The sequence below is a fragment of the Klebsiella sp. JN_Kp127 genome (assembly GCF_040062505.1).
In the GTDB taxonomy this organism is placed as follows: domain Bacteria; phylum Pseudomonadota; class Gammaproteobacteria; order Enterobacterales; family Enterobacteriaceae; genus Klebsiella; species Klebsiella quasipneumoniae.
Window position 1 is genome coordinate 73,028 of record NZ_JBEAHS010000002.1, and the last position, 22,838, is coordinate 95,865.

Sequence of the window (22,838 nt, forward strand, 5' to 3'; positions counted from 1 at the left end):
ACACTCGCGGCACGAATTGCCCTCGACCCGACGCAAAGCTTGTGGTGTGATCCATGTTCAATATATTAAACTAGGCCTCGCAAATGACCGTCAGCGTCGCCATCGCTCGCCATCGCGGGACAGAGCCGGGTAATAAAGGTATACTCCGCCTCCTTTTTCCGCGTTGGTTTCGATGGAACGCTCCAGTGAGAGGATGCTACTGCGCACCATGACACAATTCACTTCTCCTGTACTGCATTCGCTGCTTGATACGGATGCCTACAAGCTGCACATGCAGCAGGCTGTCTTCCACCGCTACGGCGATGTACATGTGGCGGCGGAGTTTCGCTGCCGTGGAGACGACCTGCTCGGCATTTATGCCGACGCGATCCGCGAGCAGGTGGAGTCCATGCGCGATCTGAGGCTGCGGGATGATGAATATCGCTGGCTGTCCACCCTTCCCTTTTTTCGCCAGGATTACCTCGACTGGCTGCGCGATTTTCGCTATGACCCGCGCCAGGTCACGGTCGCCAATGACAACGGCAAGCTGAACATTCGCCTCACCGGCCCGTGGCGGGAAGCCATCATGTGGGAAGTCCCCCTGCTGGCGGTGATAAGCGAGCTGGTCCATCGCTACCGTTCACCCGAGATGGGCGTTGAACAAGCGCTAAACGCGCTGGAGCATAAGCTAGGCGACTTCGCCACCATGACCGCTGACCTCGATATGAGCGCCTTCCGCCTGATGGATTTCGGCACCCGCCGTCGTTTTTCACGCGATGTACAGGAAGCCATTGTGCAACGCCTGCAGCAGGAGCCCTGGTTTGTCGGCACCAGCAACTACGATCTGGCGCGCCGTCTGCACTTAACCCCGATGGGTACCCAGGCCCATGAGTGGTTCCAGGCCCACCAGCAGATCAGCCCGAACCTGGCCAGCAGCCAGCGGGCGGCCCTCGCCGCCTGGCTGGAAGAGTATCCTGACCAGCTGGGCATCGCGCTGACCGACTGCATCACCATGGATGCGTTCCTGCGCGATTTCGGTCCGGAGTTCGCCACCCGCTATCAGGGTTTGCGCCACGACTCCGGCGACCCGGTGGAATGGGGTGAAAAAGCCATCGCCCATTACCAGAAGCTGGGCATCGATCCGCTGAGCAAAGTGCTGGTCTTCTCCGATAATCTCGACCTGGCGAAAGCCGTCGACCTGTATCGCCACTTCGCCTCGCGGGTGAAGCTGAGCTTTGGTATTGGTACCCGTTTAACCTGCGATCTGCCGCAGGTTAAACCGCTCAATATCGTGATTAAGCTGGTGGAATGTAACGGCAAGCCGGTGGCGAAGCTCTCCGACAGCCCGGGGAAAACCATCTGCCACGATAAGGCCTTCGTCCGCGCCCTGCGCGAGGCGTTCGACCTGCCGCCGATTAAAAAGGCAAGCTAAAAAACATGGCCCGACGGCATTCTGCTATCGGGCCAATCAATATCACTCCTGCGGCAGACGGGTTCTGACGACCTCGGCAAAATACTCCGCGCCAGTTAGCAATATCTCATCATTAAAGTCGTAGCAGGCATTATGCAACGGTGTATTGCCCTGAGCATCTGAACCATCGCCGTTGCCTAAAAAGATGAAACAGCCGGGGATTTTTTGCAGAAAAGCGCCAAAATCCTCCGAAATCATCATCTGTGCGACGTTGCCGTCCACCTTCTCAGCCCCTACCACGTTAATCGCAGCGGTGACCGCCACATCAACGCATTTCTGCCAGTTCACCGTTGGCGCAAATTCATGGGTATAGCTGAACTGGCACCTAGCACCGTGCATCGCGCAAATTGCTTCGCTAATGGTACGCATTCGTTCTTCGAGCAGCATCTGCACCTCCGGTACAAAGCTGCGCGTATCCCCTTTGATTTCAACATGCGTCGGAATCGCATTGCGGATGCCATCGGTGTGCAGTTCAGTACAGGAAATGACCGCTGGCACGTTCGGATCAACATTTCGCGAAACAATTGTCTGCAAAGCCAGGATGATTTCCGCCGCAATTACCAGCGGATCTTTCGCCATATGCGGCCGCGCCGCATGCGCTCCCTGCCCTTGAATACGAATAATAAAGTTATCTTCACTGGCCATAATGCCACCGACTCGCGTGGCGATAGTCCCAGCTTTCATACCCGGCATATTATGCAGACCGTAGATTTCCTCAATGCCAAAGCGTTCAATAACGCCATCGTCCATCATCGCTCTGGCGCCATAGCCAGGCTCCTCAGCAGGCTGAAAAACAAAGATGACCGTGCCGTTAAAATTCTGCCGCTGCAATAGCAACTGCGCCGCGCCCAATGCAATGCAGGTATGACCATCATGCCCGCAGCCGTGCATCCGATCGGCGGTCATGGAGCGGTAAGACCGGTCTCCCTGTTCGGTCAATTGAATGGCATCAATATCGGCACGAATAGCGATAACGCCCTTGCCGTCGCCGCATTTCAATCTCCCCACTACCCCGGTTTTGCCAATATCGCGGTGTACCTCAATGCCCATGGCCTCGAGCTTTTCGGCAATAAACCGTGAAGTATTCTGCTCTTCGAAGGCGCTTTCCGGATGGGCATGCAAATAGTGACGCCAGGCGATAAGCTGCTGCTTTAACTGTTGCTGATTCATTCTCTGCTCCTGTAAACATTAGTCCATACGCTGGGCGCGCTGTAAAACCACCTGCAGCAGCACATTGGCGCCAGCAATCAGGTCTTTGGCCGCACTGTGTTCTTTGACGTTGTGACTGATGCCATCAACGCAGGGGACAAAAATCATCCCGGCGGGACATACCGACGCCATAAATTGTGCATCGTGTCCAGCGCCGCTTGGCAAACGTCGGTAACTGAGCGCCTGACGCTCCGCCTCGGCTTCCACCGCATTGACGATCTCATCGGCAAAAATGACCGGTTCAAAGCGCACCAGTGAGCGGCTGGTTATCTCCACGCCCTCTTCCTGCGACGTTTTTGCGACAAATTCTGCCAGTTGCTGCTCCGCCAGACATAAGATCGCATTATCGGTATTGCGAAGATCCACTGACATAACGACATGGTTGGGAATGACGTTGATCAGATTAGGCTTCACGCTGAAATGCCCAACGGTAGCTACCTGATCACCACCAAGGCTTAGCGCCAGCTCACGGGCAAAAACAGCGATTTTCGCAGCCGCCAGCCCGGCATCGCGTCTCATGGACATTGGGGTAGTACCCGCATGATTCGATACGCCTCTCAGGGTAAATTCCTGCCACGAAATACCCTGTACGCCGGTAACAACACCAATATCAATTTGCTCTTTATCAAGAATCGGTCCCTGTTCGATATGCAGCTCAACGTAGCTATCTACCGCCATATCTCCCGGCTGACGTTCGCCCTTATAACCAATGTTACGCAGCGCTTCATCGAGCGTGATACCGTCGAGATCTTTTGCCGCGAGCGCCTGCGCCAACGGATACTCGCCGGCAAACACCACGCTGCCCATCATATCGGGCTGAAATCGCACCCCCTCCTCGTTAGTAAAGAAGGTTACCGCCAACGGTCGTCGGGGGCGGATCCCGGCATCCTGGAGGGTGGCAATCACCTCAAGGCCGGCCATAACGCCGTAGTTGCCATCGTATAACCCACCGGTAGCGACGGTATCGATATGTGACCCCATCATCACCATCGGCAACGTCTCCTCGCCGTGATAAACACCGGTGACATTACCGATAGCATCAATAGACACACTCAGGCCCAGGGCCTTCATGCGGGCTACAACAAAGTCCCTGCCGGCTTTATCTTCGGCCGTCGCTGCCAGGCGGCATACGCCGCCGCCTTCCAGCGCACCATATTCGCCAAGCGCATACAGGGAATCGATAAGCCGTTGGCCGTTAATCTGCAGAAAATGACTCATAAAACATCTCGCTAGTGATGGTGGTTATTGGAACATGCCGTAAAAAATGGCAGAGACGGTGATAAGCCCGATCAGGGTGACGAAAACGTTGCTCGCTTTACCGCGCCAGGGGGCAAGCACCGGTAATTTATGAATGGCGTACATAGGCAACAGCAGAAGAATTGCCGCCCCGGTGGGACCGCTGATGCATTCGATAATACCGAGGATACTGGGGTTCTTGTACGCGGCGAACCAGCAGGTAAACACCATAAACACCAGGATGACCGCGTCGACGAGGCGAATGCCAGGTTTTTTCCCGCGTGCGGCGGCGGCCTCCAGAATCAGGTCGCGCAGCGATTCATAGGCGCCGATGTAGTGGCCAAGAAATGATTTAGTAATAGCGACAAAGGCGATAATCGGCGATAGCCAGGCAATAATCGGTGTATCGTACTGATTGGCCAGATAGGACAAAATCGACAGATTCTGGGCTTTGGCTTCCGCCAGTTGCTGCGGCGACAGGCTTAACACGCAGCTGAGAACAAAAAACAGCACCACCACCGTCATGAGCAGGATACCGTAGCGCTGGATCTGCGCGCATTTCCTCTCAGCGAGCGCCAGACCGTAACGCTGCTTCTGGCGCACCACCATCGGCGAAATGATGGGATAGTGGTTAAACGACATCACCAGTACCGGGAAGGTCATCCAGAGGGATAACATGATCCCCTGCCCATCGCCTGTGGCGCTGAAGCTTGCGGTTTGCAAAATTGCGCCGTTCCAGTGCGGAATCAGAAAAAGTGCCATAAAAATAAGCGAGATAATAAAGGGATAAACCAGGGTGCTCATCACCCGCATTATCAAACGCTGTCCAAAACGGACGATAAACATCAGCCCGAGGATCAGAACGATGGCCACCAGCGACCGGGGAGGCTCGGCCATTGCCAACTGGTGGGTGATAAAGCTCTGCGCGGTGTTGGTGATTGCCACCGCATACATAATCAAAATGGTATAGACGGCGAAGAAATAGATGACGGTAAACACTTTTCCCGCCAGCGCGCCAAAATGCTCGCCAATAACATCGGTAATACTGCTTTCCGGCGTATTGGAAGAGTAAATGAATCTCGCCAGACCGCGGTGAGCCAGATAAGTAATAGGAAAAGCGAGGACAAAAACAATCAGCAGCGGCCAGAAGCCGCCAATTCCGGCATTAATCGGCAGAAACAGCACCCCGGCGCCAATTGCGGTACCGAAAAGGCCAAGGACCCAAACGGTATCTTCGCTATGCCACTTTGCGGGATCGGAACATCCTTTATTGATAATTATATTTTCAGTATTCATCGGTCAGGTTCTCTCTGTGCATGACGCGAAAGCGCGTATGTTTTCGTTATGAGTCAGAACGCTTGTCACACCGAGGGCTCGTAGGGTAGGTAAGATGGCCCCCTTGTTATTGTCGATAGCGCTCAACCATTACGTCCAAACCAGACGATGTCTTCATAGACATCGGGTGATGTATCTCCTTCCGTGCTGATTAACAGAACCTGTGCATCGGCATTCAGGCGCAGAGATTCGGCAAGCTCGCGATACTCCGGCTGAGTCATCAGCGCGTAAAGCACGCCAGTGCCGATAGCGCCGGATTCCCCGGAGACAAAAGGTTCGTCAGTACCTGGTCGCGGAGCGGCCAGCAGGCGCATGCCATTGGCAGCCAGACAATCGTCGGCGGAAATAAAACAGGTGGCATGGTCGCGGAGCATTGGCCAGCTGGTGATATTAGGTTCACCACAGGCAAGCCCGGCCATCAGGGTTGACATATCCCCGCCGACGCTGTGCGGCAGTCCGTCATTAATGGTTGCCGAGCGATACAGGCAGTTCGCCTTGTGCGGCTCAACGATGATGATGGTGGGAGCCTGCTGCTGCATCTTTTCGATGAAATATCCCATGATGCTGCCGGCAAACGACCCGACACCGGCTTGTAAAAACAGATGCGTCGGCATCGGCGCCCCGCTTTCTACCAATTGCTGCCAGATTTCAACAGCGAGGGTCATATAGCCTTGCATGATCCATGTGGGGATCTGCTCGTAGCCCTGCCAGGCGGTATCCTGGAGTAATACCCATCCCTGCTCGCGCGCGGTTTTGGCCGCCAGCCGAACTGTGTCGTCGTAGTTCAGTTCAGTAATCGTGCATTCGGCGCCATGCCGGCGAATATTCTGCGCGCGTACCGGTGAGGAGCCCTTTGGCATATACACCACCGCACGCAGCCCAAGCTGCTCAGCCGCCCACGCCACGCCACGTCCATGGTTACCGTCGGTAGCAGTCACAAATACGATGTCCTTGATACGCGCCTTAATCGCTGGTGAATTAAGCTCGGCAAAGCTCAACGTAGTAATATCTCGCTCAAGCAGAGCGGCGAGATATTTCCCCATCGCATAAGATCCGCCTAATCCTTTAAACGCATTCAAACCGAATCGCTGGGCTTCATCTTTTATATGGATCGATCCCAGCCCCAGCCGCTGGCTTAAAAATTCCAGCTTACGCAGCGGCGTGACCCGGTAATCAGGAAATTTTTGATGGAATGCCAGCACTTCGTTCCCCACGCTTTCATTGAGCAGACTCAAGTCTGCTCCCTGGCCATAGGGCTGCCGCCGGGCGTTAAGTTGAAATTTAATTGTGTCCACTATTCAGGCACCTCTATTTTCATATCGTCCTGCGACGATAACGTTATTTGCGACCATTCCGCCTAAACGACGGGTGCACGGATCCGTGCGGCCTGAGACAGGACGGTCGCTTTAAATTGGTTAAGTCGGAGTGTGAGAGGCTTTTTGTCGCGATATGCCGCTTTCCCACTGCCTGTGATGGTACACTGCGCCCGGCGGTTAATTGGCGCAAAGTTGCCCATCGCGCCGCAATTTTCACTCTGTTTTATCATTCTTTCGCAACAACGTTGCATGAGTGAGATTGATCACAGGCTTGCAGGACGAGATATATGATGAAACTTGACGCATGGGATAAAAAAATTCTTACGCTCTTGCAGCGTAATAATCGCTTGTCGCAACGGGAGATCGCCGATCGGATCAGCCTGTCTCCTTCGGCAGTCAATCGGCGTATCGCTGCACTTGAGGATGCAGGGGTGATTAAAGGCAGTGTTAGCTTAGTGGACGCCAGTAAAGTGGGAAGACCCATCACCATTATGGTGCAGGTGACCATTGAGAATGAACGTCTCGATCTGCTTGAGGAGGATAAACAGCGTTTCGTAACCTGTCCGCAAGTGCAGCAGGTCTACTATGTCACTGGCGACTTCGATTTTCTGCTCGTGATCAACGTCCGTGATATGGCGGAATACGAAGCGCTAACCCGTGAACTCTTTTTTGCCTCGGGAAATATCAAGTCTTTCCGGACCATCGTGTCGATGCAAAATGCGAAGCAGGAAATGACGGTCATTATCGAGTAAGTCGTGTAAAAGTCGAAATGGGGAGCCAAAGAACGCCCCGGAGGTGTATTTATTTCCGAAATCCACCCTTCCCTGTGCGAAATCTACTTGTCTGATGGAAGATGACAGGTAACATAGATATCCCCCCGCTGTAGGGGGAAGAGACTTTTTTATTGGACTATATAGAGAGATTATTATGAGCGTTGTGCCTGTAGCCGACGTACTCCAGGGCCGCGTTGCCGTTGACAGCGAAGTCACGGTCCGCGGATGGGTGCGTACCCGCCGAGATTCAAAAGCTGGCTTTTCATTCCTCGCCGTCTATGACGGTTCCTGCTTTGATCCTGTACAGGCCGTTATTAATAATTCTCTGCCCAATTACAATCAGGAAGTGCTGCGTCTGACCACCGGTTGCTCGGTGATTGTCACCGGTAAAGTCGTGGCTTCCCAGGGCCAGGGTCAAAGCTTTGAGATCCAGGCGACCAACGTGGAAGTGACCGGCTGGGTGGAAGATCCGGACACCTACCCGATGGCGGCCAAGCGCCACAGCATCGAGTATCTGCGTGAGGTGGCCCACCTGCGTCCGCGCACCAACCTGATCGGCGCGGTTGCCCGCGTGCGTCACACCCTGGCGCAGGCGCTGCATCGCTTCTTTGATGAGCAGGGCTTCTTCTGGGTCTCCACCCCGCTGATTACTGCCTCCGATACCGAAGGCGCCGGCGAAATGTTCCGCGTGTCGACGCTGGATCTGGAAAATCTGCCGCGTAACGATCAGGGCAAAGTCGATTTCGACAAAGACTTCTTCGGTAAAGAGTCGTTCCTGACCGTTTCCGGCCAGCTGAACGGCGAGACCTATGCCTGCGCGCTGTCGAAGATTTACACCTTCGGCCCGACCTTCCGTGCGGAAAACTCCAACACCAGCCGCCACCTGGCGGAGTTCTGGATGCTGGAGCCGGAAGTGGCCTTCGCTAACCTGAACGATGTTGCCGGCCTGGCGGAAGCGATGCTCAAGTACGTCTTTAAAGCGGTACTGGAAGAGCGCGCGGACGACATGCAGTTCTTCGCCGAGCGCGTTGATAAAGACGCTATCGACCGTCTGCAGCGCTTTATCACCGCTGATTTTGCGCAGGTGGATTATACCGACGCCGTCACTATTCTGGAAAACTGCGGCAAGCAGTTCGAGAACCCGGTCTACTGGGGCGTGGATCTCTCCTCCGAGCACGAACGTTACCTGGCTGAAGAACACTTCAAAGCGCCGGTGGTAGTGAAAAACTATCCGAAAGATATTAAAGCCTTCTACATGCGCCTTAACGAAGACGGTAAAACCGTCGCGGCAATGGACGTCCTGGCGCCGGGTATTGGCGAGATCATCGGCGGTTCCCAACGTGAAGAGCGCCTCGACGTGCTCGACGCGCGTATGGCCGAGATGGGTCTGAATAAAGAAGACTACTGGTGGTATCGCGACCTGCGCCGCTACGGCACCGTTCCACACTCCGGCTTTGGCCTGGGCTTCGAGCGTCTGATCGCCTACGTGACCGGCGTGCAGAACGTCCGCGATGTCATCCCGTTCCCGCGGACCCCGCGCAACGCGACATTCTAAATTTTTCTGACATAAACCTGAAAGGCCAGCGCAAGCTGGCCTTTTTTTATGTCAATTACTGTTATCAAAATTCAACAAACTTAAACATCAAGGCCTCGGATTCACATTTATGTTACGCACTGTTTCGGTGCATCCGGGTGATGCAGATCGCACTTTATGTTCATAACAGAGCAAACCCTCTGATAAATTTGCTCATTTTTTAACCACGCGCCGCACGTCTTGCCAAGACAAAGGCTGAATAAAAAGAAGACGAATTCAACACACAAAATGAGCAAATTTACGCTTATCCAAATTAATCATAAATAATTCATATAGATAGATATGGAAAGGCGATTTACCTCACCATGTGGAACGGAATTTTGATTAAGTTCACAAAGTTCCCAGAAATACACATTTAGTTACATGTTTTTTCGTTTTGTTACTCATATGAGATATTAGTAGCATTTTCCGGCTAGCGAAACGTTGTCGCGGATGGAAAGATGCCTTCAGACACCAAACTCTCATCAATGGTTCTGTAAGTTTTTATTGACAGAACTTATTGACGGCAGTGGCACGTGTTCATATAAAAAATATTAATGAGGGTAATAAATAATGATGAAGCGCAATATTCTGGCAGTGGTGATCCCTGCCCTGCTGGTAGCCGGTGCAGCTAACGCTGCAGAAATCTATAACAAAAACGGCAACAAACTGGACTTCTACGGAAAAATGGTCGGCGAGCACGTCTGGACCACCAATGGCAAGACCAGCAGCGACGATACCACCTACGCCCGTATCGGCCTGAAAGGCGAAACCCAGATCAACGATCAGCTGACCGGATACGGTCAGTGGGAATACAACATGGACGCCTCCAACGTTGAAGGTTCCCAGCCGACGAAAACCCGTCTGGCGTTCGCAGGTCTGAAAGCGGGCGAGTATGGTTCATTCGACTACGGCCGTAACTACGGCGCGATCTACGACGTCGAAGCAGCAACCGATATGCTGGTTGAATGGGGTGGCGACGGTTGGAACTACACCGACAACTACATGACCGGCCGTACCAACGGCGTGGCAACCTACCGTAACTCTGACTTCTTCGGTCTGGTTGACGGCCTGAGCTTCGCGCTGCAGTACCAGGGTAAAAACGACCACGACCGTTCGATTCACAAGCAGAATGGCGACGGCTTCAGCACCGCGGCGACCTACGCGTTCGACAACGGCATCGCGCTGTCTGCTGGCTACTCCGGCTCCAACCGCAGCGTAGACCAGAAAGCTGACGGCAATGGCGACAAAGCCGAAGCCTGGGCAACCTCTGCAAAATATGACGCCAACAATGTCTACGCGGCCGTCATGTACTCCCAGACTTACAACATGACCCCGGAAAACCAGGGTAACTACTTCGCTGGCAAAACCCAGAACTTCGAAGCCGTTGTACAATATCAGTTCGACTTCGGCCTGCGTCCGTCCATCGGCTACGTACAGACCAAAGGCAAAGACCTGCAGGCGCGCGGCGGCTTCTCCGGCGGCGATGCGGATCTGGTTAAATACGTCGAAGTGGGTACCTGGTACTACTTCAACAAGAACATGAACGTTTATGCGGCGTACAAGTTCAACCAACTGGACGACAACGCTTATACGCGTGAAGCTGGCGTAGCGACCGACGACCAGGCGGCCGTGGGTATCGTTTACCAGTTCTAATCTGCAGTACACCCCTTCGTGATATGCCTTCAGAGCAGGACTTCGGTCCTGCTTTTCTCTATTCCTGAGGCAAAGATCGTATCTTTCGAAAACCTTCGCGCTTTTTATCGCAAACGGTTGGCAATTCGTTGTTCTCCCGTTAACCTGATAGCGGATTTCCCTTCAGTAATCACAATGGAACCTCGTCATGTTTGAGAACATTACCGCCGCCCCTGCCGACCCGATTTTAGGTCTGGCCGATCTGTTTCGTGCCGATGACCGCCCTGAAAAGATTAACCTCGGAATTGGTGTTTACAAGGATGAAACCGGTAAAACACCCGTTCTGACCAGCGTCAAAAAAGCAGAGCAGTACCTGCTGGAAAATGAAACGACTAAAAACTATCTGGGCATCGATGGTATTCCTGAATTTGGTCGCTGCACCCAAGAGCTGCTGTTCGGTAAAGGCAATGCGATTATCGCCGATAAACGCGCCCGCACCGCGCAGACCCCGGGCGGTACCGGTGCGCTGCGCGTCGCCGCAGACTTCCTCGCCAAAAACACCGACGTGAAACGCGTGTGGGTAAGCAATCCAAGCTGGCCAAACCATAAGAGTGTGTTTACCTCCGCCGGGCTGGAAGTACGTGAATATGCCTACTACGATGCGGCTAACCACGCGCTGGACTTTGATGGTCTGCTGGCCAGCCTGAACGAAGCCCAGGCGGGCGACGTGGTACTGTTCCACGGCTGCTGCCACAACCCGACCGGTATCGATCCGACGCTCGAACAGTGGCAGACGCTGGCGCAGCTGTCGGTCGAGAAAGGCTGGCTGCCGCTGTTCGATTTCGCCTACCAGGGCTTCGCCCGCGGTCTGGAAGAAGATGCTGAAGGGTTGCGCACCTTTGCTGCTCTGCATAAAGAGCTGCTGGTCGCCAGCTCCTACTCGAAAAACTTTGGCCTGTACAACGAGCGCGTCGGCGCCTGCACCCTGGTCGCCGCCGATCAGGAGACCGTAGACCGCGCGTTCAGCCAGATGAAGTCGGTGATCCGCGCTAACTACTCCAACCCGCCAGCGCACGGCGCGTCCGTGGTCGCGACCATCCTGAGCAACGATGCGCTGCGGGCAATCTGGGAGCAGGAGCTGACCGATATGCGCCAGCGCATCCAGCGTATGCGCCTGCTGTTCGTCAACACCCTGCAGGAGAAAGGCGCGAGCCGCGACTTCAGCTTTATCAGCAAGCAGAACGGTATGTTCTCGTTCAGCGGCCTGACTAAAGAGCAAGTGCTGCGTCTGCGTGAAGAGTTCGCCATCTATGCGGTCGCGTCCGGCCGTATCAACGTGGCCGGCATGACGCCTGACAATATGGCGCCGCTGTGTGAAGCCATCGTCGCCGTGCTGTAAGCGATATTATTCGCTATAAAAAAGGCCGCGAATGCGGCCTTTTTTACGTTCGCGTCAGGTCGGTTACCAGACCGGCATCTCATCCTGCAGGAACGGGTTGTTGCGGCGTTCCTCACCCAGCGTCGACAGCGGACCATGGCCGGGAATAAAGGTCACGTCATCGCCCAGCGGCAACAGCTTATCCTTAATGGCCGCGATCAGCTGTCCATGGTCGCCGCGTGGAAAATCACTGCGCCCCACCCCGCCTTTGAAAATCACATCTCCGGAAATGAGCAGTCGGGAAGCGTCATCAAAGAAGACCACGTGACCCGGCGTATGGCCCGGGCAGTGCAGTACCCGCAGCGCCACATTCCCCACATTAACCACATCGCCTTCATTGAGCCAGCGATCCGGACGCAGCGGCTGGCAATCCTCCAGGCCGAACATCCGGCTTTGCGCCGGTAATCCTTCCAGCCAGAACTCATCTTCTTTTTCCGGACCAATAACCGGTACGCCATAATGCTGCGCCAGTTCCGCAGCGGCGCCGACGTGATCGAGATGGCCATGCGTCAGCAGGATCTGCATCAGCGTGACGCCAGCCTCCGCCACCACCGCTTTGATACGTTCAGCATCGCCGCCAGGATCGACCAGCGCCGCCAGCCGGGTTTGTTCGCACCAGATAAGAGAACAGTTCTGCGCGAACGCGGTAACCGGAATAATACGATAGTTCATGACGCTCCTTTCGTTACCAGTGCCTTACGGGACCGGTATCAATATGCACAAAGTTACTACGTGGGTAGTATCCTACACCACCTGCGCGCATAGATAACGCCGCTTTGCGAATATTGCTTAACGAAATACCTTCAATATGGAAATCCATTGCCTGCCCCTTGGTGTGATAGCTGTGTTTTGCTACACCACGGCTTCGTGCGCGAAGCTCATCATTGGTATCGAGGGAACGATAGCCAGAGATAAGCTGGACAGGTTTGTTGGTGCCAAGTAGTCCCTGCAACCGATAAAGATGATCGAACAGATTTGGATCGATGGACTTAATTTTATTCGCGCGGTAATCACGGAAAAAATGGTTAAGTCTTGCTAATTCATCCTGAATATAGCCTCTGCCATCGAAAAACTCCGCCTTGAGTGATTCACCAGTATGCAGGTTATTCAGCGTCAAAATACGCGGACGGGGGGTCGAGAGGGTGGCAAATGCCGGCGCAGGGAGAATGGCGGCAGCACCCAGCGCAGCACCACCCAACGCCAGCAATCTGCGGCGATTAGCGTCAAATTTGTCCATGATAATCAGGTCTACAGTCAATGAATCGTTATATACTTTTTCCGCTTTGCGCGATGCTGAACCTCAGCACGCCATCGCTCGCCACAGCCGTGATGCTACCCGGCAAAAGAGAGCGTTCGCGCTGACTGCGTCACGCATTGAGCGGAATGATATGTATATGCACTTCTGGCGCACGAAAGGCACCTTACCGGGCATTATTGCCAACGTCAAGGCAGCCTCACCCCAGGAAAATCGGGCGCTGCAGAGGAGCAGCGCCCTTTTTTACCCAGTGCTAGGACAACAAAATCCATTGAACTACTTCATTTACCTGATTAATTGCTCAGCTTTCGTCAGAATTTGTGCGCTGGATCGCGCGGTGATATCGTAATTGTAAATATCTGTTCGATATTGTGTACGTCCATCAGCGTCCACAAACGCCGTTAAGTAATATAAATTCACCGGTATATTTTGCCGAATATTGACATAGCGCGTGTCCCCTTGCTTCAGGGCATCGGAAATACGCGTGTCATTCCAGCCCGCATCCTGCAGCAGCATATTGGCCAGTTCCGAAGCCTTATTCACCCTCACACAGCCGGAGCTGAGCGCACGAACATCCTTCTGGAACAGGTTATGGTTCGGCGTATCGTGCAGGTAGATGGCATCTGAGCTCGGCATATTGAACTTGTAGCGTCCGAGCGAGTTACGCGCTCCGGGCGCCTGCTGAAAACGGAACGGTAAGTTGTTCTCGGTGATGGTCGACCAGTCGACCCGATAAGGATCGATGGTCTCTTTACTGTTCCAGCCGCGCATGACGGTGTAGCCATGCTGCTCAAGATAGCCTGGATTGTTACGCACCTTCGGCAGGATATCTTTGCGCGCCAGGGTTGGCGGCACGTTCCATGGCGGATTGACCACCACGTTATTCAGCGCGCTGCTCATCATTGGCGTTTTGCGATCCGGACGCCCCACAATTACCCGCGAGGCCAGCACCTGGCTGCCGTCCTGATAATAGACCAGCGAGAACGCCGGAATATTGACCATAATGCCGGTGGACAGTTTGCCCGGCAGTAAGCGTAAACGCTGAATGTTCAGGGCCAGCACCCCTGCGCGCTGCGCGGAAGAGACGTTGAGCCAGTCGCGAGTCGACTGGCCGATGACGCCATCCGCCCCCAGCCCCTGCATCGCCTGGAAGCGCTTAACCCCCTCCACCAGCTGGCGATCGTACACGCCGCGCGCCGCAGGTTTGCTCTTTTTCTTCGCCGACGGGCTCACCACATCGCCGGGCAGAACGATATTGGCGGTATTGTCCAGCATTCCGGTACGCTGGAGGATCTCGCGCAGGGCGCCGATATCATTGCTCCATTCGCCGGGGCGCAGCGAGCCGCTGCCGGTCATCTGCGGCCATGGGCGAGAATCAGCCACCAGCGCCAGCAGCGACTGATGCATGGCTTCATACTGCGGATGATGCGGCGCCAGGCCGGCGATAAACGCCGGCAGGGAGCCATTGTCCAGCGCCAGCTGCCACTGGTTAATCACCGACAGCGGCGGGGTCGCCATCTTGTACGGCGTTGAACTGTACAACCAGCGGGTCCCCTGGGTGGGTATGCCGCTGATAAAGTGCAGATAGCCCATCATGGCGTCCGACAGCACCACATCGCGCGCCATGCCGCTGACGGCGGGATCGGTCAGCAGGCTGACCCAGGTGGTAAACTGCGGCTGAAAACCGGCGATGGCGATCTCCGCCAGCTGCTGCTGGAACGCCTGCACTGCCTCGCGGTTTTCCCACATCGGTTTCATATCCCTGGCGGCGTACAGCGACACCAGCGGATTCATAAAGACGGGTTTGTACCCTGCCGGCAACAGCGCCTCGATCTGGGCGCGGCTGTTTGCCGCCGCCTCCATCGACAGCGGCTGCTCACCGGCCAGCTTCGCAACCGCCGGCGATTGCCCATCGCTTTGCGCCAGCGCGGCGGAAACCTCGGCGGGCGCCGCAGAACTGTCGCCGGGTACGACTTCAGGCTCTTCGGCCTGGACATTGAACAGCGGAGCAAATGCCAGTGCCAGGCTCAGGCTGAGCGCTGACAATGGACGACCATACCGTTTCTTTAGCAACATCCCTTGCCCCCTGTTGTCACACATTGCTGCCCACAAAATTGGGGCTCTTTTTTCAGTATATAAAGACGAAAAGGCTTTTGCCTTACCTAATGTAAAGAAGTTTAAAGATTATACCACCCTCGCATACCGGGCTGGATAGAAAAAAAGGGCAACGTAACGTTGCCCTCTTCACCACTTAGCCGCCAGAATGTAGCCGCAGCCTCAGGAGGCGTCGGCTGTTCCCGGCAGCGCTTCCGGCAGCGGCGCGGCAAACCCGCGCAGCCCCACCACGTGGACGTGTTCGTGATTATTGAACACCTTACGCACCAGTTTATAGGTGGTGCCTTTCTCCGGACTGATGTTCTCCGGCGCCGCGATAATCAGCTGCATCTCCAGACGTTCGCACAGCTCGAACAGCGTGGCGATGGAGCGGGCGTCGAGACGCGCCGCTTCATCGAGGAACAGCAGACGGCAAGGCGAGATATCCTTGCCGCGCAGGCGGCGGGATTCATCTTCCCAGCTCTGGACGACCATCACCAGAATCGACATCCCGGTACCGATCGCTTCCCCGGTGGACAGCGCGCCGGACTCCGCGCGCAGCCAGCCGTCGGAGCCGCGGTTAACTTCCACTTCCATCTCCAGATAGTTGCGGTAGTCGAGCAGCTCTTCGCCGATGGTTTGCGGCGTGCGCTGCCCCATGTCGATCTGCGGATTCAGGCGCTGATAGAGCTTGGCCAGCGCTTCCGAGAAGGTCAGGCGGTTGCTGTTGAACAGATCCTGATGCTGTTCATGCTGCTCGGAGAGCACATCAAGCAGCGTCGAGTGGGTCTCGCGCACGTTGACGTTCAGACGCACGCTGTTGACCTGGCCGAAGGAGACGCTCTGCAATCCCTGGTTGAGCATTCGGATACGGTTCTGCTCGCGCTGAATGGTTTTGCGAATAATGTTGGCCACGCTGCGGGAGCTGATGGCCAGCTTCTGTTCGCGGTTTGTCAGCTCTTCGGTCAGGCGGCTGAGCTCAATCTCCATCTGCTCGATCGCTTCCACCGGGTCATCGGTGCGGATAATATCCTGGCGGATACGCTCGCGCAGATGCTGGTAGACGGCAACGAAGAACTGAATTTTGCGCTCCGGGCGCTTCGGATCTTCCGAGATACGCAGCACGTCGCGCAGATGTTCGTTATCGGCGACCGCCAGACGCAGCGCACCGAGCGCCTTATCCGACATGGAGCGCAGCTCGTCGGCGGAGAGATAGGCCAGCTCGCGGCGGTGCAGACGACGCTCGACGCCGTTGTCTTTCACCAGGCGCATCACCGCGCACCAGCCCGCCTTGGCGGTCACTACCTGCTCGCGCATTTCGCAGTAATCGCGCTCCAGCTTGCGCAGTTTGCGGGTCAGGTTGTCCATTTCCGCTTCGCAGAAGGTCAGCGCTTTCTCCAGCTGATTGCGACGGGAGCGGTTATTGCTCAGCTGCATGTGCAGCTCATCGCGACGCGCACGGGCACGCTCTTCCGCGCCGGCATCGGCGCGCACGCCAATGTCCTGCAGCTCTTTATACAGATCGTTGAGCAGCTCTTTCTTGGTGTCATACGAGCTCTTCAGCGAGGCCAGCACCTGATTGTACTGGCTAAGCTGCGCCGCATGGGCACGCATCGCGTCGCGCGCGCGGCTGCGTTCGGTTTCCGCCTGCTCCAGGCGCTGGCGCAGTTTCTCGTTGAGATCGCTGTTGCCGCTGAGCATTTCCGCCGAATCGGAGTAGCTGAAGTGGGCCCGGCGCTGGACGACTTCCGCCAGGGCAAAAGCCTGCTGGCGCGCATCGCGCTGGGTCCGCTGCGCATAGGCGTAATCTTCTTTCAGCTGCTCAAACTGCTCCGGATCGCTCTGCAGCACCGAAACAATCGGCTCCAGCTTCGCCAGCTGGTTGCCGTGCTGCTGAATAAAGCGCGCGGCCTCCTGCGCTTCGTCCAGACGTTCCTGGATCTCGTCCACGCGGTCGGCCAGCGTATCATCCGCCAGCAGATTCAGGCGCGGCAGCAGGCGGTTGAGCGCCGACACGCCCTCTTTCGCCTGCTCATACTGCACGCGGTTCTGTTGGTTATCGCTTTCATGGGCGCTCAGCGCGCGCTCCAGCTCGCCGCGGCGGCTGTTGAGTTTGCGGATCTCTTCTTCCGGATCGTCCTCAAAGGCCACCGCCAGATGGCTGCCAATGAAGCGGCTAAAGGCCTGATGCAGACGCTGAGTTTTCTGCACGTCAAACGACAGGGTCGCAAAACGCTCGGACAGCGATTCACGCTCGGCATGCAGGGTTTCAATGCGGTTTTCACGCGCGGCGCGGCCAAACAGCGGCAGCGACGGGAAGCGCGAATAACGCCACTGGCGGTCGGCGATCTTCACCACCACCGCTTTTTCCAGCTCATCCACGCTGAATACGCTATCGTCAAAGGACTGCGGATCGCCTTCGATCAGATAGAGATCTTCCGGACAATCTTCCAGTCCTTCAAGCTGCTCGGCAACCTGCGACAGATCCGGCACCACGATGGCATGGCGCGACGGACCGTACAGCGCGGAGAAGTACGGCGCATCGTCAAGGCTGACATCATCGTAGATCTCGGACAGCAGAACGCCGCCGAACCGTTCCGCCAGCGCGTTGAGGCGCGGATCTTCCGAACCGCCCGGCTGGCTGAGACGCTCAATTTCTTCGTCGATGGCGCGCTTGCGGGCGCCGACCTCGTCACGTTCAACGATAGCTTCGCGCTCGCGCTCCAGCAGCTGCTGCAGGTATTCGGTAACCTCCTGGCCGGACTCAAACTGCTCGCCGCTCTGCTCGCACAGCTGGTTAAGGCTGTTCTGCGCCGCCAGCCAGACAGGCGCCCGGCGCATCAGCGTCTGAGTGCGCGACTGCAGCTGCTCCAGTTCCTGGCGCAGGGTCATGCGCTGTTCCTGCGCGTTAGAAACGCTGTCGGCCAGCGAAGCGATGCGCGCTTCCAGCTCCTGATGCAGCGTTTCCAGATCGTCGATATCGTAGCGTTTGCCCTGGCGTTTGCAGAACTCAGCCAGCTGGCGCTCGGCGTCCTGCTGCTCGCGCAGGCGCTGCTCCAGCTCGTTGAGGCGGCTACGCAGCCCCTGCGCCTGCTCGGCCTGGTGACGCTGGTTCACGCCGTCGCGCAGCAATTCGCGCGCCACGTCCCAGGCTTCATTGCGCGCCAGCGGGCCGTTAATCGCCGCCACCAGCTGGTAGGCCTGTTCAAACTGGCTGTGCGCGGTTTGCGCCACGCTCATTTTCTGTTCCAGCGACAGCATTTTCTCCGTCGCTTCCTGCTCTTTCGCCTGGAAGGTTTCCAGCCACTCGTCGGCGCTCTCCGGCGTCAGATCCGGCAGATGACACAGCGCCTTCGCGCGCTCCAGCGCCTGCAGCGCCTGGTTATACTGAATGGCGCGGGTCTGCTGCACGTCGAGCGCCTGCTGATAGTCGGCGAGCTGGTTTTTCAGCTCATCCACTTCCAGCTCGGCGGCCTCGGCGCGGGCTTCGTTCTCTTCCTGGCGATCGATGGCTTCCGCCACCACTTCGTTCTGCTCTTCCAGACGGATCTGCAGCTCGTCGAGATCCGCTTCGTAGCGCTCGATTTTTTCCTGCTGACGCAGTGCGGTCTGCACCAGGTTCAGGTGGTCGCTGGCGGCCTGGTAATCCGCTTCCAGATCGCCTTCTGCGCCGTTATGCTCCTGCAGCTCGCGCGCCATGTCGACGTGCTTATACTGCTCTGCCGCCAGCTGCGAACGCGAGGTAAAGAGATCGCGACGATACTCCAGCGCCTTATCAAGATGAATGCGCCGCTCGTTGGCGTGACGCATATAGTCCGCCGCCACGTAGTTGGTGGCTTCGCTGATCAGGTGTTTGAACAGATCGCGATCGGACTGGGTGACGCGGATCGCCTCGAGGGTCATGCGGTTTTCCCGCAGCGCCGCTTCCATATCCTGGAATGCCTTACGCACGCCGCTGTTTTCCGGCAACAGGTAGTCGCGCAGCGAGCGGGTAATGGTGCTGGAGATCCCGCCGTACAGCGAGGCCTCAATCAGGCGATAGTATTTACTTCGATCGGAAGCGGAACGCAGACGACGCGCCACCACGCCCAGGTCGAACATCAGCGAGTGATACTCGGTGATCGAGTTGAACTGCTTAAACTGGACCCCTTCCATCGCCTCGAGCTTGTCTTTCAGCTCATTGAGACTAACCACGCGCGCCTGGCGATCGTTCAGCGTTTCGGTTAACAGCTGGGTCGGCAGGATAGCGGTGGGCAGCCCCTGAATGGCGAAAGGCTTGATATCGACTTTGCGATCGCGCCCGGCAACCTGCTGCAGACGCACGCCGACCACCACGCGCTGATGGCGCGAGTTGATGACGTCGAGCACGGAGTAACAGACCCCGGCGCGCAGCTTCCCGTGCAGGCCTTTATCGCGTGAGCCGCTGGTGGCCCCCGCTTCGGTGGTGTTACGGAAATGCAGCAGGGTTAAATCGGGGATCAGTGCCGTGACGAAGGCCGCCATGGTCGTCGACTTACCGGCGCCGTTCCCCCCGGAGAGGGTGGTGACCAGTTCATCAAGATCAAAGGTCCGGGCAAAGAAACCGTTCCAGTTAACCAGCGTCAGCGAGCGAAACTTACCGCGTTCAATCATTACTCTTCCTCCCCGCTATCCGGCTGGTTCTCTTCATTCTCATCATTGAGCTGCAGGTGATTTTCCAGGGCCATCGCTTCCCCGTCGCGGATCAGGCGGCGCTGCGCCTCGCGTGGGTCGTCGCCGGCGCGCACATCGGCGCCAAAGCGGAATACCGATTCGGTAATACGGAACTTGCTGCTGTCATGGCCCATAAACCACACCATCCCCAGACGGCGCAGGCGGTTAAGCGACGCGCGCATTTTTTCCTGCAGCTTCTGGCGGTCCAGATCCGAACCGGTGGAACGGTTGTTGACCAGCTTCAGCAGCCTGGATTCATCCGCCAGGGTCAGCAGCTCGTCATACAGCTCCTGCTGGGTGAAAATCCCTTCATTTGCCAGGCGCTCCGGGCTGAGATAGAGATAGCAAAGAATTTTGCCCACCATCATATCCAGTTCGGACAGCACCGAGCGTGAAATCAGGGTTGTGGAACGCGGGCGCAGGTAGAAGAAGCCCTCCGGCGCGCGGATCAGCTCGACGTTATAGCGAGCATAAAACTCTTCCAGATAATCCTGGAAATCCATCAAAAATGCGTGATTATCCAGCTCGTCGAGGCCGATATGTCGGCCCGCGCGCAGGGCGCTGTCCAGCGCCGGAAATAACGGATTGGCCAACGCCTGCGCCAGCTTAACCGGCATCACTTGTTCAATATTTGTCAATGACATGCGCCTGTACCTTGGCTCCGTAATCATTAATCGGCTGCCATTTGGCTGGCAGTCCGGTGAAATCTGCCTGGGCGACGCCCAGCTGTACCGCCTGATCCACGACGATCCGCGCCACGTCAAAGTGACGCCCGCGCGGATATTGCGCCAGGAACTCCCGCGCCACCAGGCCGAGATCCAGCGGTATTCCTTTCTCTTTATAGACCGCCAGCTGCGCTTCGATCAGCGCCGCCAGCTGCTCGCGAATTTCGTTAAACTCTTCAAATTCAAGGTCCGCAGGCAGCTCGCCGGTGACCTCTTCATCGCGCAGGGCCATCTCCTCGTCGCGCATATCCAGCAGACGGTCGGCGTTGGCGTAAGTCAGCGCCCACGGCTCATCAAAATAGGTCTGTACCGACTGGCGCAGACGCTGAGCGAAGACGCGGTTCTTATCCATATCGATAGCGGTACGGATAAACTTGTGCACGTGGCGGTCATAGCCGATCCACAGGTCAATCGCCTGCTGGCCCCAGCTGACGATGCGGTCGAGCTTGCTTTGCAGATCGAACACCAGCCGGTCGACAAAATGGAGATCGTCGCGCGCCATGGTCGAATCCTGAATGCGCAGCAGATTCGCCTGCAGCTTATCTCCCGCCGCATCCAGCGTATCCTGCAGTTCACGCAGGGTACCGGAAGTTTCCGACAGCAACAGTTCACAGCTGGAAATCGCCGCGCGCCAGTCTTTGTTCAACAGCTGCGCGATATCGTCTTTCACCAGCTGCTGCTGCTCATCCATGATGCGCTGCGTCAGGTCGATGCTGTCGAAAATTTCCGCCACCGAATACTTCAGCGGGGCAAAAACGTTGCGATGCCAGTGAAACTCATCGCCGCCCTCTTCTGCCGCGTCCGCCGCGCGCTTCAGCTCGCCGGCGACGATCGACAACTGCATCGAGAGACGCAGCGTCGAAAATTCGCGCTGCCGGATATAATAATCGGTGATCCCGATCCCCAACGGCGTCAGACGATAGATTGCATTGCCTTCGGTAATTTCGCTGGTAAAGCGGTTCAGCAGACGCTGGCGCACCAAATCGTTGATGGCGTTATTGGCGCGCTGGCTGATGGTTTCGCTGGTCTGCTCAAACGCATCACTCACGTGGCGGAACGCATCCACCAGTTCTCCCTCGCTCATTTCTCCTTCCAGCCGTTCGCCATTCAGGGTGGCGATCGCCAGCAGGAAAGAGAGCCTGTCGACCGGCAGCGAGATAGAAAAATCATTTTTCCTGGCCCAGGCAACCAGTTCGGGGACTGTCTGGGAAAATTCACTCATACTTTATCCTTGCATCTGCGGCTATGAGCCTGGCTCTTAAGCGCGGTGACATGAATATAACGGCCCAGGCTGAGGTACGGCTCCTGACGACAGTAGCGCGTCTCCAGCTCCAGCAGCGCCGCATAGCTGTCATGCTGTTGGCGTTTTTCACGCAGATAATCATGAAACACCCGCACGCCGGTTTTGCTGACAATTTGCCAGCCAATCTCTTCCAGCCAGTGATAAACCTGCTGCGGCTCACGCGGATAATCCGGCGACAGCGTGCGTTTTTTCTTTTTTGGCATGCCCAGTTGTACGTAATCGAAATTACCGGCAACCATATTGTGCATCAGCAGGCCGTTAGCATTGTAGAACATCAACGACAAGCCGCCGCCAGGACGCAGCGTCGACCACAGGGTACGCAGCACCGCCTGGGGCTCCGCCACCCACTCCAGCACCGCATGAAACAGTACCAGATCGACCGGGCTTTCCAAGTGCTGCGCAATATCCTGAGCCGCGCATTGTACAAAATGCATGTTGTCGATCACACCTTTATCGACAGCAGCCTGGCGGGCGCGGGCCACCATTTCAGCAGAGAGATCGCACAGCGTCACGTGATGGCCCAGTTGCGCCACTTTAATGGCCGTTTGCCCTTCGCCGCCGCCGGCATCCAGTACCCTCAGCGGTCCCGGCCCCAGCTGCGCCAGCAGCGGCTCCAGATCCTGCCAGAGGATTGCCTGGCGCAGCTGGCCTTTTGTGGTGCCGTAAATATTGCGCGAAAACTTTTCAGCAATGTCATCGAAATTGCGATCCTGCACGGGCGACTCCACAAGCCAACACAAAACCGCTATTTTGTCATACCCGCGCCGAGAATGAAGCGATCTGTTATAAGATCCGAACATAACT

Annotated in this window: 16 protein-coding genes; 5 read left to right on the top strand and 11 right to left on the bottom strand. The window is 56.4% G+C overall.

All coding sequences use genetic code 11. The features are described 5' to 3' along the window. Positions 1 to 208 precede the first annotated feature (208 nt). Positions 209 to 1,411, top strand: coding sequence for a nicotinate phosphoribosyltransferase (gene pncB, locus ABLV04_RS01310; protein WP_135719074.1), 1,203 nt, complete (start codon positions 209 to 211; stop codon positions 1,409 to 1,411). A 42-nt stretch (positions 1,412 to 1,453) separates the two neighbouring features. Here the strand turns inward: pncB and ABLV04_RS01315 are convergent, their stop codons facing one another. From ABLV04_RS01315 to dpaL, 4 genes are all read right to left on the bottom strand, one after another. Continuing rightward, on the bottom strand, positions 1,454 to 2,620 hold the full coding sequence (locus ABLV04_RS01315) for a M20 aminoacylase family protein (RefSeq protein ID WP_044521930.1): 1,167 nt from the start codon (positions 2,618 to 2,620) through the stop codon (positions 1,454 to 1,456). An 18-nt stretch (positions 2,621 to 2,638) separates the two neighbouring features. Next, positions 2,639 to 3,877, bottom strand: a complete 1,239-nt coding sequence (locus ABLV04_RS01320; protein ID WP_044521929.1) for a Zn-dependent hydrolase — start codon at positions 3,875 to 3,877, stop codon at positions 2,639 to 2,641. A 24-nt stretch (positions 3,878 to 3,901) separates the two neighbouring features. Next, positions 3,902 to 5,191, bottom strand: a complete 1,290-nt coding sequence (locus tag ABLV04_RS01325; RefSeq protein WP_087827856.1) for an aromatic amino acid transport family protein — start codon at positions 5,189 to 5,191, stop codon at positions 3,902 to 3,904. 122 nt (positions 5,192 to 5,313) lie between these two features. Beyond that, positions 5,314 to 6,525: a diaminopropionate ammonia-lyase gene (dpaL, locus tag ABLV04_RS01330; RefSeq protein ID WP_072096462.1), complete on the bottom strand. Its 1,212-nt coding sequence runs from the start codon at positions 6,523 to 6,525 to the stop codon at positions 5,314 to 5,316. Positions 6,526 to 6,836: 311 nt separating this feature from the next. On the opposite strand from dpaL, the gene ABLV04_RS01335 reads away from it, so the two are divergent. From ABLV04_RS01335 to ABLV04_RS01350, 4 genes are all read left to right on the top strand, one after another. Beyond that, entirely contained in the window at positions 6,837 to 7,298 is a 462-nt protein-coding gene (locus ABLV04_RS01335) for an Lrp/AsnC family transcriptional regulator (RefSeq protein ID WP_002898209.1), read from the top strand. A 175-nt stretch (positions 7,299 to 7,473) separates the two neighbouring features. Further along, on the top strand, positions 7,474 to 8,874 hold the full coding sequence (gene asnS / locus ABLV04_RS01340) for an asparagine--tRNA ligase (protein ID WP_017899452.1): 1,401 nt from the start codon (positions 7,474 to 7,476) through the stop codon (positions 8,872 to 8,874). A 591-nt stretch (positions 8,875 to 9,465) separates the two neighbouring features. Then, on the top strand, positions 9,466 to 10,548 hold the full coding sequence (gene ompK35 / locus ABLV04_RS01345; RefSeq protein ID WP_049116479.1) for a porin OmpK35: 1,083 nt from the start codon (positions 9,466 to 9,468) through the stop codon (positions 10,546 to 10,548). A gap of 187 nt (positions 10,549 to 10,735) precedes the next feature. Continuing rightward, positions 10,736 to 11,926, top strand: a complete 1,191-nt coding sequence (locus ABLV04_RS01350) for an amino acid aminotransferase (RefSeq protein WP_178944650.1) — start codon at positions 10,736 to 10,738, stop codon at positions 11,924 to 11,926. Between the two features lie 63 nt (positions 11,927 to 11,989). Here ABLV04_RS01350 and ABLV04_RS01355 read toward each other — a convergent pair whose 3' ends face one another. The 7 genes from ABLV04_RS01355 to cmoM form a co-directional block, all read right to left on the bottom strand. Beyond that, positions 11,990 to 12,637, bottom strand: coding sequence for an MBL fold metallo-hydrolase (locus ABLV04_RS01355; RefSeq protein WP_023289031.1), 648 nt, complete (start codon positions 12,635 to 12,637; stop codon positions 11,990 to 11,992). A gap of 13 nt (positions 12,638 to 12,650) precedes the next feature. Further along, a complete protein-coding gene (locus ABLV04_RS01360; protein WP_004201403.1) occupies positions 12,651 to 13,202 on the bottom strand; it encodes a YcbK family protein in 552 nt (183 codons plus the stop codon). Positions 13,203 to 13,505: 303 nt separating this feature from the next. Continuing rightward, positions 13,506 to 15,296, bottom strand: a complete 1,791-nt coding sequence (ldtD, locus tag ABLV04_RS01365; RefSeq protein WP_049014850.1) for a L,D-transpeptidase — start codon at positions 15,294 to 15,296, stop codon at positions 13,506 to 13,508. Positions 15,297 to 15,497: 201 nt separating this feature from the next. Beyond that, positions 15,498 to 19,946, bottom strand: a complete 4,449-nt coding sequence (gene mukB / locus ABLV04_RS01370; protein ID WP_180265783.1) for a chromosome partition protein MukB — start codon at positions 19,944 to 19,946, stop codon at positions 15,498 to 15,500. Next, positions 19,946 to 20,650: a chromosome partition protein MukE gene (gene mukE / locus ABLV04_RS01375; protein ID WP_004150840.1), complete on the bottom strand. Its 705-nt coding sequence runs from the start codon at positions 20,648 to 20,650 to the stop codon at positions 19,946 to 19,948. The genes mukB and mukE overlap by 1 nt, the downstream gene beginning before the upstream one ends. Then, positions 20,631 to 21,953, bottom strand: coding sequence for a chromosome partition protein MukF (gene mukF / locus ABLV04_RS01380; protein WP_002898189.1), 1,323 nt, complete (start codon positions 21,951 to 21,953; stop codon positions 20,631 to 20,633). Before mukF ends, mukE begins: the two co-directional genes overlap by 20 nt. Beyond that, entirely contained in the window at positions 21,950 to 22,750 is an 801-nt protein-coding gene (gene cmoM, locus ABLV04_RS01385; protein WP_017899447.1) for a tRNA uridine 5-oxyacetic acid(34) methyltransferase CmoM, read from the bottom strand. The genes mukF and cmoM overlap by 4 nt, the downstream gene beginning before the upstream one ends. Positions 22,751 to 22,838: the final 88 nt, after the last annotated feature.

Excerpts from the sequence above, each read along its gene's own strand:
- pncB (WP_135719074.1), top strand. The coding sequence starts at position 209 with ATGACACAATTCACTTCTCCTGTACTGCATTCGCTGCTTGATACGGAT.
- ABLV04_RS01315 (WP_044521930.1), bottom strand. The coding sequence starts at position 2,620 with ATGAATCAGCAACAGTTAAAGCAGCAGCTTATCGCCTGGCGTCACTAT.
- ABLV04_RS01320 (WP_044521929.1), bottom strand. The coding sequence starts at position 3,877 with ATGAGTCATTTTCTGCAGATTAACGGCCAACGGCTTATCGATTCCCTG.
- ABLV04_RS01325 (WP_087827856.1), bottom strand. The coding sequence starts at position 5,191 with ATGAATACTGAAAATATAATTATCAATAAAGGATGTTCCGATCCCGCA.
- ABLV04_RS01335 (WP_002898209.1), top strand. The coding sequence starts at position 6,837 with ATGAAACTTGACGCATGGGATAAAAAAATTCTTACGCTCTTGCAGCGT.
- asnS (WP_017899452.1), top strand. The coding sequence starts at position 7,474 with ATGAGCGTTGTGCCTGTAGCCGACGTACTCCAGGGCCGCGTTGCCGTT.
- ompK35 (WP_049116479.1), top strand. The coding sequence starts at position 9,466 with ATGATGAAGCGCAATATTCTGGCAGTGGTGATCCCTGCCCTGCTGGTA.
- ABLV04_RS01350 (WP_178944650.1), top strand. The coding sequence starts at position 10,736 with ATGTTTGAGAACATTACCGCCGCCCCTGCCGACCCGATTTTAGGTCTG.
- ABLV04_RS01355 (WP_023289031.1), bottom strand. The coding sequence starts at position 12,637 with ATGAACTATCGTATTATTCCGGTTACCGCGTTCGCGCAGAACTGTTCT.
- ABLV04_RS01360 (WP_004201403.1), bottom strand. The coding sequence starts at position 13,202 with ATGGACAAATTTGACGCTAATCGCCGCAGATTGCTGGCGTTGGGTGGT.
- ldtD (WP_049014850.1), bottom strand. The coding sequence starts at position 15,296 with ATGTTGCTAAAGAAACGGTATGGTCGTCCATTGTCAGCGCTCAGCCTG.
- mukB (WP_180265783.1), bottom strand. The coding sequence starts at position 19,946 with ATGATTGAACGCGGTAAGTTTCGCTCGCTGACGCTGGTTAACTGGAAC.
- mukE (WP_004150840.1), bottom strand. The coding sequence starts at position 20,650 with ATGTCATTGACAAATATTGAACAAGTGATGCCGGTTAAGCTGGCGCAG.
- mukF (WP_002898189.1), bottom strand. The coding sequence starts at position 21,953 with ATGAGTGAATTTTCCCAGACAGTCCCCGAACTGGTTGCCTGGGCCAGG.